The 17,968-nt window shown below is 70.9% G+C and carries 14 protein-coding genes; 10 read left to right on the plus strand and 4 right to left on the minus strand.

Annotation, left to right across the window (positions count from 1 at the left end):
- Positions 1-22 precede the first annotated feature (22 nt).
- The 9 genes from CQ034_RS10075 to CQ034_RS10115 all read left to right on the plus strand — a co-directional run bounded on the left by CQ034_RS10075 (position 23) and on the right by CQ034_RS10115 (position 12,893).
- On the plus strand, positions 23-1,021 hold the full coding sequence (locus CQ034_RS10075; RefSeq protein ID WP_105710927.1) for an ABC transporter permease: 999 nt from the start codon (positions 23-25) through the stop codon (positions 1,019-1,021).
- Entirely contained in the window at positions 1,018-2,961 is a 1,944-nt protein-coding gene (locus CQ034_RS10080; RefSeq protein ID WP_105710928.1) for a dipeptide/oligopeptide/nickel ABC transporter permease/ATP-binding protein, read from the plus strand. Before CQ034_RS10075 ends, CQ034_RS10080 begins: the two co-directional genes overlap by 4 nt.
- Positions 2,958-4,001 (plus strand): ABC transporter ATP-binding protein, encoded by a 1,044-nt coding sequence (locus CQ034_RS10085; RefSeq protein ID WP_105710929.1) that lies wholly within the window; start codon positions 2,958-2,960, stop codon positions 3,999-4,001. Before CQ034_RS10080 ends, CQ034_RS10085 begins: the two co-directional genes overlap by 4 nt.
- A gap of 19 nt (positions 4,002-4,020) precedes the next feature.
- Positions 4,021-7,353 carry a serine hydrolase gene (locus tag CQ034_RS10090; protein ID WP_105710930.1) on the plus strand — a complete coding sequence of 1,111 codons (3,333 nt, stop codon included), beginning with the start codon at positions 4,021-4,023 and terminating at the stop codon, positions 7,351-7,353.
- Positions 7,353-8,456: a M20 family metallopeptidase gene (locus CQ034_RS10095; protein WP_105710931.1), complete on the plus strand. Its 1,104-nt coding sequence runs from the start codon at positions 7,353-7,355 to the stop codon at positions 8,454-8,456. The genes CQ034_RS10090 and CQ034_RS10095 overlap by 1 nt, the downstream gene beginning before the upstream one ends.
- Entirely contained in the window at positions 8,453-9,325 is an 873-nt protein-coding gene (locus CQ034_RS10100; RefSeq protein WP_197021056.1) for a GNAT family N-acetyltransferase, read from the plus strand. Before CQ034_RS10095 ends, CQ034_RS10100 begins: the two co-directional genes overlap by 4 nt.
- Positions 9,322-10,428, plus strand: coding sequence for an o-succinylbenzoate synthase (gene menC / locus CQ034_RS10105; RefSeq protein ID WP_105710932.1), 1,107 nt, complete (start codon positions 9,322-9,324; stop codon positions 10,426-10,428). The genes CQ034_RS10100 and menC overlap by 4 nt, the downstream gene beginning before the upstream one ends.
- A 114-nt stretch (positions 10,429-10,542) precedes the next feature.
- Positions 10,543-12,231: a CdaR family transcriptional regulator gene (locus tag CQ034_RS10110; protein WP_181156277.1), complete on the plus strand. Its 1,689-nt coding sequence runs from the start codon at positions 10,543-10,545 to the stop codon at positions 12,229-12,231.
- Positions 12,232-12,431: 200 nt separating this feature from the next.
- Positions 12,432-12,893 (plus strand): Lrp/AsnC family transcriptional regulator, encoded by a 462-nt coding sequence (locus tag CQ034_RS10115; protein ID WP_029262625.1) that lies wholly within the window; start codon positions 12,432-12,434, stop codon positions 12,891-12,893.
- Positions 12,894-12,910: 17 nt separating this feature from the next.
- Here CQ034_RS10115 and CQ034_RS10120 read toward each other — a convergent pair whose 3' ends face one another.
- Genes CQ034_RS10120 through rsmA form a run of 3 tightly spaced genes read right to left on the minus strand, consistent with a single transcriptional unit; the run spans position 12,911 to position 15,775 of the window.
- Entirely contained in the window at positions 12,911-13,843 is a 933-nt protein-coding gene (locus CQ034_RS10120) for a 4-(cytidine 5'-diphospho)-2-C-methyl-D-erythritol kinase (protein WP_105710933.1), read from the minus strand.
- A gap of 7 nt (positions 13,844-13,850) precedes the next feature.
- The gene (gene mgrA, locus CQ034_RS10125) at positions 13,851-14,918 is read right to left on the minus strand and encodes an L-glyceraldehyde 3-phosphate reductase (RefSeq protein WP_105710934.1); all 1,068 of its coding nucleotides are present in this window, start codon (positions 14,916-14,918) and stop codon (positions 13,851-13,853) included.
- Positions 14,915-15,775: a 16S rRNA (adenine(1518)-N(6)/adenine(1519)-N(6))-dimethyltransferase RsmA gene (rsmA, locus tag CQ034_RS10130; protein WP_105710935.1), complete on the minus strand. Its 861-nt coding sequence runs from the start codon at positions 15,773-15,775 to the stop codon at positions 14,915-14,917. Before rsmA ends, mgrA begins: the two co-directional genes overlap by 4 nt.
- A gap of 67 nt (positions 15,776-15,842) precedes the next feature.
- On the opposite strand from rsmA, the gene CQ034_RS10135 reads away from it, so the two are divergent.
- Complete coding sequence (locus CQ034_RS10135) at positions 15,843-17,108, plus strand: MFS transporter (RefSeq protein ID WP_181156278.1); 1,266 nt, start codon at positions 15,843-15,845, stop codon at positions 17,106-17,108.
- Here the strand turns inward: CQ034_RS10135 and CQ034_RS10140 are convergent.
- The gene (locus CQ034_RS10140) at positions 17,087-17,965 is read right to left on the minus strand and encodes a TatD family hydrolase (protein WP_105710936.1); all 879 of its coding nucleotides are present in this window, start codon (positions 17,963-17,965) and stop codon (positions 17,087-17,089) included. The two genes, CQ034_RS10135 and CQ034_RS10140, sit on opposite strands and share 22 nt — an antisense overlap.
- Positions 17,966-17,968: the final 3 nt, after the last annotated feature.

The following is a 17,968-nucleotide window of genomic DNA, read 5'->3' on the forward strand; positions in this document are numbered from 1 at the left end:
ACAACCGAGCCGGAGGCAGCCGATGGCCAGCACCACCGCCACGCACGCGATACTGATCAGATCCGCACGGTCGGACAACCCCTGGGTGTCCTTCCTGGTCCGTCGCGGAGGGCAGTTCGTCCTGTCGGTGTGGGTGCTGGTCACGGCCGCCTTCTTCATGATCCACCTGGTGCCGGGTGATCCGGTGCGCGCGGCGCTCGGACTGAACGCCCCGGCCGAGCTCGTCGAGTCCCGTCGCGCGGCGCTCGGGCTCGACCAGCCCCTGCTCGTGCAGTACTTCCAGTACATCGGAGGGCTGTTCACCGGCGACATGGGCTCGTCCATGATCACCGGGCAGCCGGTCGCCGAGATCATCTCCACGCGGCTGCCCGCGACCCTGCAGCTCGCCCTCCTCGCCGTCGTGCTGGTGCTGCTGGTGTCCGTCCCGCTCGGGGTGACGATGGCCGTCGCGACCCGCGGTGGCCGCCGTCGCGGCCTCGAGCTGGCCTTCGCGACCGGATCCGTCATCCTCGCCGCGATCCCCGAGTTCCTCCTCGCCGTCGGACTCGTCTACTTCTTCGCGGTATCGCTCGGCTGGTTCCCCGTCGCCGGCAACACCGCCCCGTTCTCGCTGGTGCTCCCCGTGATCGCCCTCGCCGTCGCCCCGACCGCGGTGTTCTCGCGCATCATCCGGGTCGAGGTGCTGTCCGTCCTCAACCAGGACTTCATCCGCACCGCCCGGGCCAAGCGGCTCGCGCCGCACCGGATCTACTCGCGCCACGCACTGCCGAACGCCATGACCGCGACCCTCACCCTCACCGGCCTGCTCCTGACGGGCATGGTCGCCGGCACCGTGCTGGTCGAGAACGTGTTCGCCTGGCCGGGCCTGGGCACGATGATCGTGCAGTCGATCCTCACCAAGGACTACTCGGTCGTGCAGGGCATCGTCCTCGTCTACGGGATCGGGGTGCTCATCGTGAACCTGGTGGTCGACGTGGTCCTCGCCCTCCTCGACCCTCGATCCACCATCCGGGAGGCATGATGTCGGCACGTACGGCATGGTCGGGCATCGTCCGCTCACCACTGGGGATCACCGCTCTCGCGCTCGTCCTCCTCGTCACGCTCACCGCGATCTTCGCGCCGATCGTCTGGGGCGCGCAGGCCGAGCAGGTGAACCCGACCGAGATCACCAAGGGACCGAGCGCCGCACACCTGCTGGGCACCGACACGCTCGGCCGCGACGTGCTCGCCCGCGTGCTGGTGGCGACCCGGCTCTCGGTGGTGCTCGCCGTGATCGCCGTGATGATCGGCGTCGTCGCCGGCACCTTGCTCGGCACCGCACCCTCGGTGCTCCCCCGCTGGCTCGGACGCCCGATCGTCGGCTTCGTGAACATCGCGGTCGCCTTCCCCGGACTCCTGCTCGCGCTGTTCTTCGCGGTCATCTTCGGGGTCGGATCCACCGGCGCCGTCCTCGCGATCGGGTTCGCGATGGCGCCGCAGTTCGCGCGGCTCACCCAGACGCTGTCCGCGGCGATCGCCGGACGCGACTTCATCGACGCCGCTCGGGTGGCCGGCGTCTCGCGGTTCCGCATCCTGATCCGTCACATCCTGCCGAACATCGGCGAACCGCTCATCGTGAACGCCACCGTCTCCGCGGGATCGGCACTGCTCGCCTTCGCCGGACTCTCCTTCCTGGGCCTGGGCGTGCAGGTCCCCGAGTACGACTGGGGCCGGCTGCTGGGCGAGGGCCTGAACCGGATCTACCTCAACCCGGCGGCCGCGCTCGGACCCGCCGTGGCCGTGGTGATCGCCGGACTCGCGTTCAACCTCCTCGGCGAGACCGCAGCCGCAGCGCTCGGCGGACGCTCCGCGCGACGCCGCCACCGCCTCCCCGCGATCGTGCGTCCGCGCGCCGCTCAGCCCGCGCCGGTCGACGGCGAGGAACCGGTACTCCTCGTCGACGATCTGCGCGTCTCCTTCCCGACCCCGAGGGGATGGGTCACCCCCGTGCGCGGCGTCTCGTTCACGGTCGCGCGCGGCGAGGCCATCGGCGTGGTCGGCGAATCGGGCTCCGGCAAGAGCCTCACCGCCCTGGCCGCCGCCCGGCTCATCGAACGCCCGGGTCACGTCGACGCCGCGCGACTGGACTTCTGCGGCACCCCGCTGCTGACGACGTCCGACCGCGCGGTGCGGAGCCTCCTCGGCACCTCCCTCGCGATGGTCTTCCAGGACCCGATGACCTCGTTCAACCCGACGAGGCGGATCGGCTCGCAGCTCGCCGAGGCCGCTTCCGAGCACCAGGACATCACTCGGACGCAGGCGATGGATCGGGCGATCGAGCGTCTGCAGTCGGTGCGGGTGCCCGCCGCGGCACGACGCGCCCACCAGTACCCGCACGAGTTCTCCGGCGGCATGCGGCAGCGGGCGATGATCGCCATGGGGCTCATGAACCATCCGCGCCTCATCATCGCGGACGAGCCGACCACGGCTCTCGACGTCACGGTGCAGCGACAGGTGCTGCAGCTGCTGGCCGGCGTGCGCCGCGACACCGACGCCGCGATCCTGCTGATCAGCCACGACATCGCGGTCGTCGCGCAGACCTGCGACCGCGTGCTGGTGATGTACGCGGGACGGATCGTCGAGGACCTGCCCGCAGCGAACCTGCACACCGACGCCCGGCACCCGTACACCCGCGCCCTGCTCGAGGTCGTGCCCGAGCTCGACGCCGACCGCGACGAGCCCCTCAAAGTGATCCCCGGCCGTCCGCCGGCACCGGGCGCCCTCCCCACCGGATGCGCGTTCGCCGCCCGCTGTCCCCTCGCCACCGACCTCTGCCGGGAGAGCGACCCCGAGCTCCTGGCCGATGAGGCCGGGCACCGGGTCGCCTGCTGGCATCCGGTCACCGGAGAGGCGGAGGTCGCTGTGGCGGTGGCCACGACGGCGGACGAGGCCGCCGCCGATGACGAGAGGGTCCTGCGATGAGCGAGCTGCGTTTCGACCGGGTCAGCGTGCGCTACGGCTCGCACCGCTCCGGCCTCACCGCCGTCGACGATGTGTCCCTGACCGTCCCGTCCGGGTCGGTCGTCGGGCTCGTGGGTGAGTCGGGTTCGGGCAAGTCCACGCTCGCCCGCGCGGCGATCGGCCTCGCGCCGATCAGCGAGGGCGCCATCACGCTGGACGGAGTGGACGTGCGCGGCTTGCGCCGCCGTCGCCCCATCCAGATGGTGTTCCAGGATCCGTTCTCCTCGCTCGACCCGCGCATGACCATCGGCGAATCGATCGCCGAGGCCCTCCCCCGCGACATCCGCGGAAGCAGGGCCCGCCGTGCCGAGGTCGCGCGACTGCTCGACCTCGTGAACCTCGACGCCGACCGCGCGCAGTCGCTCCCGGCCGCCCTCTCCGGCGGGCAGCGCCAGCGCATCGCCCTGGCCCGCGCTCTTGCCGCCCGCCCCGAGGTCGTGATCGCCGACGAGATCACCTCCGCGCTCGACGTCTCCGTACAGGGCTCGGTGCTCAACCTCGTGCGCGACCTGCGCGTGGAGCTCGACCTGACGATGCTCTTCATCTCGCACAACCTGTCCGTCGTCCGATACCTGAGCGATCACATCGCGGTGATGTACCTCGGCCGGATCGTGGAGGTCGGGCCGACCGAGCAGGTGCTGGCCGACCCGCAGCACCCGTACACGCGGGACCTGCTCCAGGCGGCGCCCACCCGGCACGGGAGCCTGCTGGCCGTCGATCCGCTCGCCCCCGTCGATGTGGAGCCCGCCGACCCGCACGCCCCGCCCGGCGGCTGCCGCTTCCACCCGCGGTGCCCGATCGGTCCCGCGGCGCGCCCCGATCGGCAGATCTGCGTGATCGCGGAACCGCAGCGGCCCACGGGCACGGTGGGCGCGGCCTGCCACTTCGCGGGGCTGCCGACGGATGCGCCGATCGGAACTGTGCCCATCTCCCAAAGCACCCCCCTGGTTTCGGCCTCGACCACAACACCGACCCCGCTCTCTGCGGACACAGTGAACTGACCATCCGATTGGAGCTCCCATGAACCGTGTCACCGTCGACGACCTGCTCGCCGTCCGCACCCCCGAGCAACCGGCACTGTCACCGGACGGCACCCGCATCGCCTTCGTGCTGCGGACGACCGACCGCGACGGCGACCGGGACACGCGCGCCCTGTGGCAGGTGCCGACCACCGGCGGCGACCCGGCCCCGCTCACGCACGCGACGGCCGACTCGACCCCGGTCTGGAGCCCCGACGGGTCACAGCTCGCGTTCCTCCGCGCGCAGGACGGCCCGGCGCAGCTCTGGCTGCTCCCGGCCGCCGGCGGCGAAGCACGCGGACTCACGACGCTCCCGCTCGGCGCCGGCGCTCCGGCGTGGAGCCCCGACGGCACGCGCATCGCGTTCACCGCCCCGGTCGACAGCGCGGCGCTTCCCGACGAGACCACGGAGACCATCCTCGCCCGACGCTCGGCGCCGGCCTCGACCGACCGGCTGGGCTACAAGGCCGATGGTGCGGGCACCCTGGGCACGCTCGTGCAGCAGCTGCATGTGCTCGACGTCGACTCGGGCAAGGTGACGGTCCTCACCCGCGGCCGCTCCCACGCCTCCGACCCGTTCTGGTCGCCCGACGGCACACTCCTCGCGTACTCGGCGAGCGTCGAGGACGATGCCGATCTGACGATGCGGGTCCCCGTGTTCGTGCGCTCCGCCACCGACCCGAACAGCGCGGCCGTGCAGGTCAGCGCCGCCGATGTGCAGGCGACGGCCGTGGGATGGACCCCGGACGGCCGCCATGTCGTCGCCGCCGGACGCACCGACACCGAGGTCGGCAACGCAGACCTCCTGCTGTTCCCGGTCGACGGCGGCGAACCGCAGAACATCACGCGCAGTCTCGACCGCAACGTGATGCCGGGTGGTCCCGGCTACCCGGGCGGCATGCCGCAGTTCACGGACGGCGGGGACCTCGTGTTCTGCCTCCGTGACAACGGCTACTCGCACGTGTACCGCGTCGCCCCGGACGGTTCGGGGGCCACTGCCCTCGTGGACGGTACCGCGAACGTGTCAGGACTCTCGGTGGCGGCATCCTCCGCGGCGATCACGCTCGCGACGCCGGAATCCTTCGGCGACATCGCAGTGCTGGACCTCACGGATGGATCCACGCGTGTCCTCACCGACTACGGCACACCCGCATTCGATCTCCTCCCGGCGGAGGAGCGCCGTTTCACGATCGCCGACGGCACCGTCGTCACGGGCTGGTTGCGCCGCGATCCCGATGCTGCCGGCCCGCTCCCCCTCCTGCTCGATGTGCACGGAGGTCCGCACAACGCCTGGAACGGTGCCGCCGACCTCGTCCACCCGTACCACCAGGTGCTCGCGCGCCGCGGCTGGGCGATCCTCACCCTCAACCCCCGCGGCAGCGACGGCTACGGCGACGCGTTCTTCTCCGCGGTCTCCGGTGGGTGGGGCGTCAACGACGCGAACGACTTCCTCGAGCCGATCGACCAGCTCGTCGCCGAGGGCATCGCGGACCCGGCCCGACTGGCCGTGACCGGATACAGCTACGGCGGCTTCATGACCTGCTTCCTCACGTCGCGCGACGACCGCTTCGCGGCGGCCGTGGGCGGAGGCGTGGTCACCGATCTCTTCTCGATGGGCGGCACCTCCGACTTCGGGCACTACCTCTCGGCGAAGGAGAACGGCGGGCTCCCCTGGCGCGATGAGGAGCGCCTCTCCGCGCAGTCCCCGTTCACGCAGGTCGACCGGGTCACGACCCCCACGCTGATCCTGCAGGGTGCGGCCGATGACCGCTGCCCGGTCGGTCAGGCCGAGCAGTGGTTCACGGCGCTGCGCGAGCGCGACGTCCCCACGCGCCTGGTGCTGTATCCCGGTGGCTCGCACCTGTTCGTGCTCTCCGGTCCTCCGTCGCACCGCGCCGACTACTCGCAGCGCGTGATCGACTGGGTCGAGCAGTACGCGCCGCCGGCCGGCACGCCCGTGCGCGCCCGCCTCGACGCCCGTCATTGGCAGCAGCGACTGAGCGCGCTGGCCGCAGCGCACAAGGTGCCCGGCGCGACCCTCGGCATCCTGCGTCTCGGCGAGGAGCCGGTATATGCGCACCACGGCATACTCAACGCGCGCACGGGCATCGAGACCACCGACGACTCCGTGTTCCAGATCGGCTCGATGGGCAAGGTGTGGACGACGACCGCGATCATGCGCCTCGTCGATCAGGGTGTGCTCGATCTCGACGCCCCGGTCGTCTCGTACGTGCCGGAGTTCTCGTCCTCCGACCCGGAGATCACGCGGACAGTGACGCTGCGTCACCTGCTGAATCACACCAGTGGGATCGACGGCGATGTCTTCACCGACACCGGCCGCGGCGACGACACGCTCGAGAAATACGTCGCGCTCCTGGACGGCGTGGCACAGAACCACCCGCTCGGCGCGACCATGTCGTACTGCAACTCCGGATTCTCGCTGGCCGGGCGCGTGATCGAGAAGGTCACCGGAACGACCTGGGACCAGGCGATGCGCGACCTCGTGTTCACGCCCCTCGGACTCACCCACTCCTCGACCCTCCCGGAGGAGGCGATCATGTTCCGGGCTGCCAGCGGGCACACCGTGGTCGACGACGACGGCCCGCACCTCGCGCCCGCCTGGATGCTCCCCCGATCGATGGGACCGGCCGGACTCATCAACTCCACCACGGCCGACGTGCTCGCCTTCGCCCGCATGCACCTGGCAGGCGGACTGGCCGCCGATGGGACGCGCGTGCTGTCCGAGGCCGCCGTGGCGCGGATGCAGGAGCGTGAGGTGGACATGCCCGACCCGTACTCGCTCGGCGACGCGTGGGGCGTGGGCTGGATCCTGTTCGACTGGGACGGCCACCGCCTCATCGGGCACGACGGCAACACGATCGGGCAGGCGTCGTTCCTGCGCATCCTCCCCGAGGAGGGGCTCGCGGTGACGCTGCTGACGAACGGGGGCAACACCCACGATCTCTACGTCGAGCTGTTCGGCGAGATCTTCCACGAGCTGGCGGCGCTGGAGGTGCCGGCCGGCCTCACGCCGCCGGAGGAGCCCTTCACGGACGACTTCTCCGAGTTCGAGGGTGTCTACGACCGCTCGGGCGTGCGCACCGAGATCTTCCGCGACGACGATGGCCTGCGCATGCGCACCACCCTGAACGGACCACTCGCCGCCATGCTCCCCGACCCTGTGCAGGAGCATCCGCTGGTGCCCGTGCGTCGCGGCGAGTTCGTGATGCGTCCCGAGGGCGAGCAGGCCTGGCACGCCGTGGTGTTCTACTCCCTGCCCAGCGGCGAACGCTATCTGCACCACGGCGTCCGCGCGGCGCCGAAGGTGTCGTGATGCCGGTGCAGGCCGGCGTGGACCTCGACCTGGTCCTCGCCGACATCGAGACACTGGTCTCCTGCGAGTCGCCGTCCGATGACCTCGACGCCGTCGCCCGCAGCGCCGATGTCGTCGCCGCCCTCGGCGAGCGCCTGCTGGGCGTCGCGCCGGAGCGCATCGTGATCGACGGACGCTCCCACCTGCGCTGGCGGTTCGGCGATCCCACGGTGCTGCTCCTCGGTCACCACGACACGGTGTGGCCCCTCGGCTCCCTGCGGCGGCATCCGTTCCGCATCGACGACGGCGTGCTCCGCGGCCCGGGATGCTTCGACATGAAGACCGGTGTCGTGATGGCCCTCCACGCCGTCGCCGCGCTGCCGGACCGCACCGGCGTCAGCATCCTGATCACGGGCGACGAGGAGCTCGGTTCGCCGAGCTCGCGCGCCCTGATCGAGCAGGAGGTGCTCGGCTGCACGGCGGCGCTCGTGCTCGAAGCTTCGGCCGACGGCGGCGCCGTGAAGGTCGCCCGCAAGGGGGTCTCGCTGTATCGGATGCACGTCACCGGTCGAGCAGCTCATGCCGGATTGGAACCGGAGCGCGGCGTGAACGCGGCGGTGGAGGCCGCGCACCTCCTCCTCGCGGTCGCCGAGCTCGGTGCCGCGGCGGCGGGGACCAGCGTCACGCCCACGCTCCTGCGTGCCGGCAGCACCACGAACACGGTGCCCGCCGATGCGGAGTTCGCGGTCGACGTGCGGGTGCGCACGGTCGCGGAGCAGGACCGGGTGCATGCGGCGCTCCGCGCCCTCCCTGCCACGCTTCCCGGCGCCACGGTGCGCGTGGAGGGCGGCCCCAACCGTCGACCGATGGAACCCGAGGTCTCTGCGGACCTGTTCCGCGCCGCGGTGGCGATCGCCCAGGAGGCCGGTCTGACGCCGTTCGAGGGCGTCGCGGTGGGTGGAGCGTCCGACGGCAACTTCACCGCGGCGCTGGGGGTTCCGACCCTCGACGGCCTCGGCGCGGTGGGCGGCGGAGCCCACGCCGACGATGAGCACGTGATCGTGGCGATGATCCCGGAACGCATCCAGCTACTGCAGGGTCTGATCTCCGGAGCGCGGGCATGAGCATGACGGATGCCGCAGCTTTCCGCGCCTCGCCGGAGGAGGCCGCCGACGCGGCGAGCGCCGCCGCGTCGAGGGCGGGGGTGGAGATCCGGCTGCTCGAGGATGTGGGGGACTTCGCCCGGGTGGCGGAGCTGTTCCAGAGCATCTGGACCAAGCAGGGCGAGACCTCGCCGGTCAACGTCGAGACGCTGCGCGCCCTGTCGAAGGCCGGCAGCTACGTGGGCGGCGCGTTCGAGCACGACGAGCTCGTCGGCGCCTGCTTCGGCTTCTTCGCGGCCCCGGATCAGCGCGCCCTGCACAGCCACATCGCCGGGGTCTCGGCACGGATGCGCGGTCGCAGCGTCGGCTTCGCGCTCAAGGTGCATCAGCGCGCCTGGGCGCTCGAGGAGGGCCTCGACGAGATCTCCTGGACGTTCGATCCGCTGATCAGCCGCAACGCCCACTTCAATCTCGTGAAGCTCGCCGCGACGCCGACGTCGTACCACCGCAACTTCTACGGGCACATGGCCGATGCGCTCAACGGCGCCGATGACACCGACCGGATGCTGGTGACCTGGTACGTGCGCGACCCGCGCGTCGTCGCCGCCTGTCACGGGGAGCCGTCCGGCTCGGGAGACGTCGCCGACGCCGAGCCACTGCTCAGCGTGGGCGAAGACCTCGGGCCGCTCCGGCATCGCACCGACGCCCGGCTCGTCCGCGTGGCGCTGCCGCGCGACATCGAGACGCTGCGCCTTTCCGAGCCCGCCCGCGCGACCGCGTGGCGTCTGGCGCTGCGGGAGACGCTCGGATCTGCGCTGGAGGGCGGAGGGCGCGTGCTCTCGTTCGATCGCTCCGGCGCGTACACCATCGACAGAGGAGAACAGGGATGAAGCTCACCGGATTCGAGCTGCGTGTGATCGAGATGCCGCTGGTGTCGCCGTTCCGGACGTCGTTCGGGGTGCAGACCGTGCGCGAGGCGCTGATCGTGCGGGCCGTCACCGACGAGGCCGAGGGCTGGGGCGAGGGCGTCGCGATGAACGACCCGCTGTACTCCTCCGAGTACGTCGAGGCGAGCGTCGACGTGATCACCCGCTTCCTGCTGCCGGCGCTCGCGCAGGTGAAGGACCTACATGCGGGCGGCGTCGCTCCGGCTCTCGCGAAGTTCAAGGGGCACCGGATGTCGAAGGCCGCCGTCGAACTGGCGATCCTCGACGCCGAGCTGCGGGCCACGGGTGTGCCGCTGTCGCGCGAGCTGGGCGCCGTGCGCGACCGGGTCGACTGCGGCGTCTCCGTCGGCATCATGGACTCGATCCCCGAGCTCCTCGACGCCGTCGACGGCTACCTCGACGAGGGCTACGTGCGCATCAAGCTCAAGATCGAGCCGGAGTGGGACATCGATCCCGTCCGTGCCGTGCGCGAGCGGTTCGGCGACGACGTGCTGCTGCAGGTCGACGCGAACACCGCCTACCACCGGGGCGACGCCCGGCACCTCGCCAAGCTCGACCCGTTCGACCTGCTCCTGATCGAGCAGCCCCTCGACGAGGAGGATCTGCTCGGGCACGCGCAGCTCGCGAAGGCCATCACCACGCCCGTCTGTCTCGACGAGTCGATCGTCTCGGCCCGTGCTGCCGCCGACGCCATCGCGCTGGGTGCCTGTTCGATCGTGAACATCAAGCCCGGCCGCGTCGGCGGCTACCTCGAGGCCCGTCGCATCCACGACGTCTGCGTGGCGAACGACATCCCGGTGTGGTGCGGCGGGATGCTGGAGACGGGGATCGGCCGGGCGGCGAACGTCGCTCTCGCGGCTCTCCCGGGCTTCACCCTCCCCGGCGACACCTCGGGCTCCGGTCGCTACTACTCCCGCGACATCACCGAGCCGTTCGTCGTGGAGGACGGCACGCTGACGGTCCCGACCGGACCGGGCATCGGCGTGACGCCGGATGCCGATGCGCTGGATGCCGTGACGGTGCGCACGGAGTGGATCACCTTCTGAGCTGATGCGACGGGGCACGACGAGCCTGTCGAGATCGACCAACTGTCGATACGATTTCGTCGTGCCCCACAGCTCCGCGACCGGTGGTCGCCCCCTAGCCTGGGCCCTGTGCTCATGTCCGTGACGACAAAGCCCCGCGCCAGCCTCGGCCGGGTCATCGAAGACCTCGGCAACACCCTGCTCGAGGTGGTGAGCGGTGCGGTCGACGATGACACCGAGATCGAGACGGTCGTCATCCACGATGTCCTCGACGACGCGATGCCGATGCGCCGCGCGCTCGTCCTCGGCGTCGGCCTGAGCGATCCGGACGAGATCGCGGAGCTCCTCCGGGTCCTCGCCACACAGCAGGCCTCCGCCCTGGTCCTGCGTGCGCCCGTGCGTTCGGAGCAGCCGGTGCGCGAAGCATCCGAGGCGACCGGCATCCCCGTCCTCGCACTGACCCGCGGCGCGTCGTGGGCGCAGCTGGCGGCGATGCTGCGGTCCCTGATCGCCGAGGGCGACGTGGGCGATCAGGGAGCCACGACACTCGGCGGGATGCCCTCCGGTGACCTGTTCGCCCTCGCCAACGCCATCGCGACCCTGCTGAACGCCCCCGTGACGATCGAGGATCGCAACTCCCGGGTCGTCGCCTTCTCGGGCCGCCAGCACGAAGCCGACCCCGCCCGCATCGAGACCGTGCTCGGACGGCAGGTGCCCGAACGGTTCGCACGGCAGCTGGAGGAGCGCGGCGTCTTCCAGGAGCTCTACCGCAGCGTGGACCCGATCGACGTCGGCCCCGTGAACAACACCGAAGGACTCCCCTCGTTCCCGCGCGTGGCGCTCGCGGTGCGCGCGGGCGACGAGATCCTCGGCTCGATCTGGGCCGCGGTCCAGGAACCTCTATCCCCCGATCGTGTGCGCGCGCTGAAGGACTCCGCCGGCCTGGTGGCCCTGCACATGCTGCGGCTGCGGGCCGGTGCCGATGTCGAGCGCCGGCTGCGGGCCGACCTGCTCGCCACGATCCTCGAAGGCGGTCCGGGGGCCGCGGATGCCACCGCCCGGCTGCGTCTCAGCGATCATCGATGCGTCGTGCTGGCGCTGTCGGCAGCGGAGGAGAGCGACGACGAACCCTCCGCCGGCGCCCGCGGGGTGGCCGAGCGGCAGCGCATCGCCGATGCCTTCGCCGTGCACCTGGGCGCCGTCTACCTCCGCTCGGCCGTCGCCGTGATCGGCAACGTCGTGTACGCGGTCGTCGGCATCCGCCCGGAACAGGGTGATGCGGAGACCGGGGCGGAGCACCGCGATGCGGACAGCCGCGCGGACCGCGTCGCGACCGACTTCCTCGGGCGGCTCGGGGCCACCAGTGAGATCCGCATCGGCGTCGGCACCGTCGCGGAGGACGCGGCGGGCATCCCCGCGTCGCGCGCGAATGCCGACCGCGCCCTCCGAGTGGTGCGTCAGACGCCTTCGCGCGAGCCCGTCGCCCGGTTCACGGCCGTGCAGATGGAAGCCCTGCTGGTCGAGCTCGGAGATCTCGTCCGCTCTCGGGGCGACCAGCCCACCGGCCCCGTCGCGCGGCTCCTGGCGCAGGACCGGGAGAAGGGCACGCATCTGGTGGAGACGCTGCGGGCCTGGCTCGACGCGTTCGGAGATGTGGCGGTGGCTGCGGCCCGCGTGTACACGCACCCCAACACGTTCCGGTATCGGCTGCGCCGGCTGTCGGAGATCAGCGGACTCGATCTGACCGATCCGGACGCACGGTTCTCGGCCATGGTGCAGCTGCGGCTCCTCATCCCCCGCGATGGAGGTCTGATCGACGGCTGAGGCTCGTGGCCGGTCGCCGTCGACACCCGGCGTGTGCGGCTCGTGGCCTTCCGTCGAGTGCGCGTGATGCCCGCTCGTGGCCGGCATCCTGCGTATCTGACAGTCATCACACCACATCACGATCATTCAGACCATAGAGTGGATTCTGATTGATCGATCCGATCAATCTGTGGGAGTCAACGAAGGCGACGGTGATCGAAATGGCCAATCTCGACGAGACCGACCGGAGGATCCTCACGGTGCTCGACCGCGACCCGCGCCGACCGGTGGCTCTGATCGCCCAGGATCTGGGGCTCGCCCGCGGCACCGTGCACGCCCGGCTCGACCGGCTCGAATCCGGCGGGTATCTGCGCGCCCACAGCGCGCGCATCCTTCCGCAGGCTCTGGGACGCGGCGTCGCGGCCTCCATCCTCGTCGAGCTCGATCAGCATCAGATCACCGCCGCGATCGACGCGCTCAGCCGGGTTCCCGAGGTCCTGGAGTGCTTCGCCCCCGCGGGCGACACCGACCTGCTGCTGCGCGTCGTGGCCAAGGACCCCGACGACCTCTACCGCGTGGCCGAGGTCGTGCGCCTCTGCCCCGGCATCCTCCGCACCTCGACGAGCCTGTTCCTCCGCGAGGTCATCCCCTACCGGGTGAGCGCGCTGCTGCAGGCGGAGTGAGGCGCGGGAATCGGGTGTCAGCCGATGATGCGCGCGCCCGGGACGGGGCCGTGCACGTGGAGCGGGTCGAGGCCGGTCTCGCGCAGGGCGGACTGCACGTCCTGCGCCGTCTCGGGGTCGGGGCAGAGGAGGGCGACGGTGGGACCGGAGCCCGACACGATCCCCTGCAGCGCACCGGCCGCGACACCCTGCCGGATGGTGTCGGCGAGGTCGGGACGCTCGAACAGCGCGGCGGCCTGCAGGTCGTTGAACAGGGTCTCGGCGAGCTGGGCGGGGTCTCCCGAGCGCAGCGCCTGCAACACCGGGATCGGCACGTCGAGCGAAAGCGGCGGGTCGTCGGCGAGGGCGCCCTCCTCCTCGCGCAGGATGTCGAGTCGCTCGTACACCACCGGCGTCGAGAGCCCCTCGTCGCTCGGCACCAGGATCCAGTCGAAGCGCCCGCGTGCGAGCGCCGGATTGAGCTGATCGCCGCGACCGGTGCCGACCGCGGTGCCACCGTGCAGGGCGAACGGCACGTCGGCGCCGAGGCGGGCGGCGAGGTCGTGCAGCCGGGCCTGCGAGAGCCCGGTCCCCCACAGCGCGTCGCACGCGACCAGAGCGGCAGCGGCATCCGCCGACCCTCCGCCCATGCCCCCGGCGACGGGAACGCTCTTGCGGATCTCGAGCGCGACGCCGCCCTGGTGGTCGACGGCGAGTGCGAGCAGCTTGGCGGCGCGCATCGCCAGGTTGCGGTCGTCGAGCGGGACCGAGCCGATGTCCTCCACGCCGGCGACCGTGACCGAGAAGTCGTCGGCCGGGCGCGCGATCACGTCTTCATACAGCGAGACCGCCTGGAAGACCGTCGCCAGCGCGTGATAGCCGTCGTCGTGCCGGCCGCCGACCCCGAGGTAGACGTTGATCTTCCCCGGGGCGCGCACGTGCACGGAGTCGGTGAACGCGGCGTGGCTCATGATCGGATCACAGCTCCGAGGACTTCGCCCACAGGTTCACGTCGATCGCCCCGGCGAGCTCGTCGATGCGGGTCAGCTCCTCCGCGGTGAAGTCCGGTCCGTTGACGGCGGCGATGTTCTCGTCGAGCTGCTCCGGGCGCGAGGCGCCGATCAGCGCGGAGGCGACGACCGGGTTGCGCAGCGTCCACTGCAGAGCCAGCTGCGCGAGCGACTGTCCACGGCTCTGCGCGACCTCGTTCAGCGATCGCAGCGTCTGTACGGCCTCATCCGTGAGTCGCCCATCCGGCAGCGAGCCGCGCTTCTGGGCGCGCTCGGCCGTGCCATCGCCGAGGTACTTGTCGGTGAGCAGCCCCTGCGCGAGCGGGGTGAAGGCGATCGCGCCCAGGCCCGACTGCTCGAGGGTGTCGGTCAGACCGTCTTCGACCCAGCGGTTCAGGATCGAGTACGCGGGCTGGTGGATGACCAAGGGCGTGCCGAGGTCCTTGGCGACGGCGACGGCCTCGGCCGTGCGCTCGGCGCTGTACGAGGAGATGCCGACGTAGAGGGCCTTGCCCTGGCGCACGAGCGTGTCGAGCGCGCCGACGGTCTCGGCGATCGGGGTGACGGGATCGACGCGGTGGGAGTAGAAGATGTCGACGTAGTCGAGGCCCATGCGGGTCAGCGACTGCTCGGCGCTCGCGAGGATGTACTTGCGGCTCGCGAAGTCGCCGTAGGGGCCGGGCCACATGTCCCAGCCGGCCTTCGACGAGATGATCAGCTCGTCGCGGTATGGGCGGAGGTCTTCGGCGAAGATGCGTCCGAAGTTCTTCTCCGCCGAGCCGTAGGGCGGGCCGTAGTTGTTCGCCAGGTCGAAGTGCGTGATGCCGCGGTCGAACGCGTGGCGCAGCAGCGCGCGCTGGTTGTCGAGCGGGATGTTGTCGCCGAAGTTCCACCACAGCCCGAGCGAGATCGGGGGCAGATACAGCCCGGACGTGCCGACCTGGCGGTAGGAGAACTGCTGGTAGCGGCTCTCGTCCGCCGCGTACGGACGGTGCAGCTCGGGGACATCGGGACGGAAGCGGGGGGAGTCGGTCACGGTGCCAGATTAGTCCCTGGTGCCTGCTGCGCGATGCGCTGGTAGTCCTCGACCGTGAGGTCTTCGCCGCGGGCCGTGGGAGCGACGCCGGCGGCGATCAGCACCTCGGATGCCACCGCCGAGCTGCCGAAGATCCCCGACAGCGCCTGGCGGAGCATCTTGCGGCGCTGGTTGAAGGCGGCATCCACGATCTTGAACGTGCGGCGACGCTCGTCCTCGGTGCCGCGCTCCCCCTCGGACCGGTCGAAGCCGACGAGCAGGCTGTCGACGTTCGGCACCGGCCAGAAGACCTGGCGCGAGACGTTCCCGGAGAGCTTCCACTCGCCGTACCAGGCCGCCTTGACGCTGGGCGAGCCGTAGATCTTCGACCCCGGCTTCGCGGCGAGACGCTCGGCGACCTCGGCCTGCACCATCACCACCCCGCGCTGCAGGTACGCGAAGTTCTCGAGGAAGTGCAGCAGCACCGGCACCGAGACGTTGTACGGCAGGTTGGCGACGAGCACCGTCGGCTCGCCCGGCAGTTCGGTGATGCGCAGCGCATCCGCATCGACGACCGTGAGCCGGTCGGGCTCCACGCCGTGTTCGGCGGCGGTCTGTGCCAGCCGGGCAGCGAGGCGGTGGTCGATCTCGACGGCCGTGACGGATGCCCCGGTCTCGAGGATCGCGAGGGTCAGGGAACCCAGCCCCGGACCGACCTCGACCACGCGCTCATGCGGTTGCACACGGGCGGCCTGCACGATCTTGCGGACGGTGTTCGCGTCGGTGACGAAGTTCTGGCCGAGCTTCTTGGTCGGGGTGACGTCGAGCTCGGCGGCGAGTCGGCGGATCTCGGTGGCGCCGAGCAGGGTGACGGTCATCCTGCCATTCTCCCCCACTCTCCCGGTGACCCCCGCCGATGTCCCCTGCCGTCAGTAGTCTTCTCTGGTGCCCTCCCTCGGTGAACTCGTCGCCCCCCGCCGCATGGGCCGCGATTTCCGCTGGCTCCTCGCCTCGTCGTGGACCAGCAACATCGGCGACGGCGTGGCCCTCGCGGCCGCTCCCCTGCTGATCGCGTCGATGACGTCGTCGCCGATCCTGGTGGCATCCGGCGCGATCCTGCAGTTCCTCCCCTGGCTGCTGTTCGGCCTGCACGCCGGGGCGATCGCCGACCGCTTCGACCGCCGCCGACTGGTCATGTTCGCCAATGCCGCGCGAGCCGTGGTCCTCCTCGCCCTGTGCGTGTTCCTCGTGACGGGCGTCGCGAACATCTGGATCGTGCTCGCCGTCGCCTTCCTCTACGGCACCGCCGAGGTCTTCGTCGACACGGCGGGCAGCACGCTGCTGCCGATGCTGGTGAAGCCCGCCGACCTCGGCATCGGCAACGCCCGCCTGCAGGCCGGGTACCTCGTCGCGAACCAGTTCGCCGGCCCACCGCTGGGGGCGTTCCTCTTCGCGGCCGGCACCGCCTGGCCGTTCCTGCTCGAGGTCGTGTGCGTGAGCTTCGCGGTCGTGCTCATCTCACGCATGGCGAAGACGCCCGTCCCGCCGCGCGAGACCGACACGCACCCGCCGGTGCACACCGACATCGCCGAGGGCATCCGCTGGCTGTGGCGCAATCCGCCGGTGCGCATGCTGGTGCTCATCATCCTGGTCTTCAACATCACGTGGGCCGCGCCCTGGGGCGTGCTCGTGCTGTACGCGACCGAACACCTGCACATGGGCGCGGTCGGCTACGGCGCGCTCACGACGGCATCCGCAGCGGGCGGCATCCTCGCCACACTCAGCTTCGGCTGGCTGGAGCGGCACGTGTCGTTCGCGACGCTGATGCGGGTGGTGCTCTCGCTCGAGGTGCTCATGCACCTGTCGTTCGCGCTCACCACCACGGGCTGGGTGGCCCTGGTCATCATGTTCTTCTTCGGCGCCTACGCGTTCGTGTGGGGCACGATCTCCACGACCGTGCGGCAGCGCCTCGTGCCCGCCGAGCTGCAGGGGCGCGTGGCCTCCGTCAACATGGTCGGGGTGTTCGGCGGCATGGTCGTCGGCCAGGCTCTCGGCGGCGTGATCGCCCAGGTCTGGGGCCTCACGGCACCGTGGTGGTTCGCGTTCGTCGGCGCGGCGCTCACGCTGCTGCTGGTGTGGAAGCCGATCTCGCAGATCGTGTCGGCGAAGCCCGTGGAAGAACCCGAGAGTCAGTCGGCGAACGAGCCGTAGACCCGCAGGGTGTTCTCTGCCAGCTGGGCGGACAGCTCATCGACCTCGATACCCAGCTCAGCCGCCATGAAGCGCACCGTGATCGGGACGAGGTACGGGGCATTCGGACGACCCCGCAGCGGCACCGGGGTGAGGAACGGCGCGTCCGTCTCGACCAGGAGGCGATCGAGCGGGGTGACCTTCAGCGCGTCCCGCAGGTTCTGGGCGTTCTTGAACGTCACGTTCCCCGCGAATGACAGGTGATACCCGGCATCGGCGCAGACGCGCGCCATCGCGTCGTCGCCCGAGAAGCAGTGGAACACCGTGCGCTCGGGGGCGCCGATGCGGCTCAGGGTCTCCAGCACCGCATCGTGCGCATCGCGGTCGTGGATCTGCATCGCGATGCCGTGCTTCTTCGCCAGCGCGATGTGCGCCTCGAACGATTCGAACTGCGGCGCCTGCCGCTCGGGCTCTGTACGGAAGAAGTCCAGGCCCGTCTCGCCGATCGCCCGCGTGCGCGGGTGCGCCGCGAGCTCGTCGATCACCGCGATCGCCTCGTCGAGCCGGCCCTCTTCGGCGTACGTCGGCGCATCGTTCGGGTGGATGGCGACGGCGGCGAGCACGCGCGGATCGGATGCCGCGGCCTCGACGGCCCACCGCGACGACTCGATGTCACCGGAAGCCTGCACGACCCCGGCGATGCCCACCGCCGCCGCGCGGTCGAGCTGCTCGGTCAGCGACAGCGGGTCATCGCCGTCGACGATCTCCAGGTGCGCATGGTTGTCGTACACCGGGACCGTGAGCGGCTCGGGAGCGGCCGGATACTTCAGATCCTTGCGTCCGTCGCCGTCACGGCGCTGCACATAGGTCCCCGACATCTC

This window comes from Microbacterium sp. MYb45 (genome assembly GCF_002979655.1).
Lineage (GTDB): Bacteria > Actinomycetota > Actinomycetes > Actinomycetales > Microbacteriaceae > Microbacterium.

Bases quoted from the DNA above. Each gene is read 5' to 3' on its own strand.
- CQ034_RS10075 (WP_105710927.1), top strand. From the start codon at position 23: ATGGCCAGCACCACCGCCACGCACGCGATACTGATCAGATCCGCACGG.
- CQ034_RS10080 (WP_105710928.1), top strand. From the start codon at position 1,018: ATGATGTCGGCACGTACGGCATGGTCGGGCATCGTCCGCTCACCACTG.
- CQ034_RS10085 (WP_105710929.1), top strand. From the start codon at position 2,958: ATGAGCGAGCTGCGTTTCGACCGGGTCAGCGTGCGCTACGGCTCGCAC.
- CQ034_RS10090 (WP_105710930.1), top strand. From the start codon at position 4,021: ATGAACCGTGTCACCGTCGACGACCTGCTCGCCGTCCGCACCCCCGAG.
- CQ034_RS10095 (WP_105710931.1), top strand. From the start codon at position 7,353: ATGCCGGTGCAGGCCGGCGTGGACCTCGACCTGGTCCTCGCCGACATC.
- CQ034_RS10100 (WP_197021056.1), top strand. From the start codon at position 8,453: ATGAGCATGACGGATGCCGCAGCTTTCCGCGCCTCGCCGGAGGAGGCC.
- menC (WP_105710932.1), top strand. From the start codon at position 9,322: ATGAAGCTCACCGGATTCGAGCTGCGTGTGATCGAGATGCCGCTGGTG.
- CQ034_RS10110 (WP_181156277.1), top strand. From the start codon at position 10,543: ATGTCCGTGACGACAAAGCCCCGCGCCAGCCTCGGCCGGGTCATCGAA.
- CQ034_RS10115 (WP_029262625.1), top strand. From the start codon at position 12,432: ATGGCCAATCTCGACGAGACCGACCGGAGGATCCTCACGGTGCTCGAC.
- CQ034_RS10120 (WP_105710933.1), bottom strand. From the start codon at position 13,843: ATGAGCCACGCCGCGTTCACCGACTCCGTGCACGTGCGCGCCCCGGGG.
- rsmA (WP_105710935.1), bottom strand. From the start codon at position 15,775: ATGACCGTCACCCTGCTCGGCGCCACCGAGATCCGCCGACTCGCCGCC.
- CQ034_RS10140 (WP_105710936.1), bottom strand. From the start codon at position 17,965: ATGTCGGGGACCTATGTGCAGCGCCGTGACGGCGACGGACGCAAGGAT.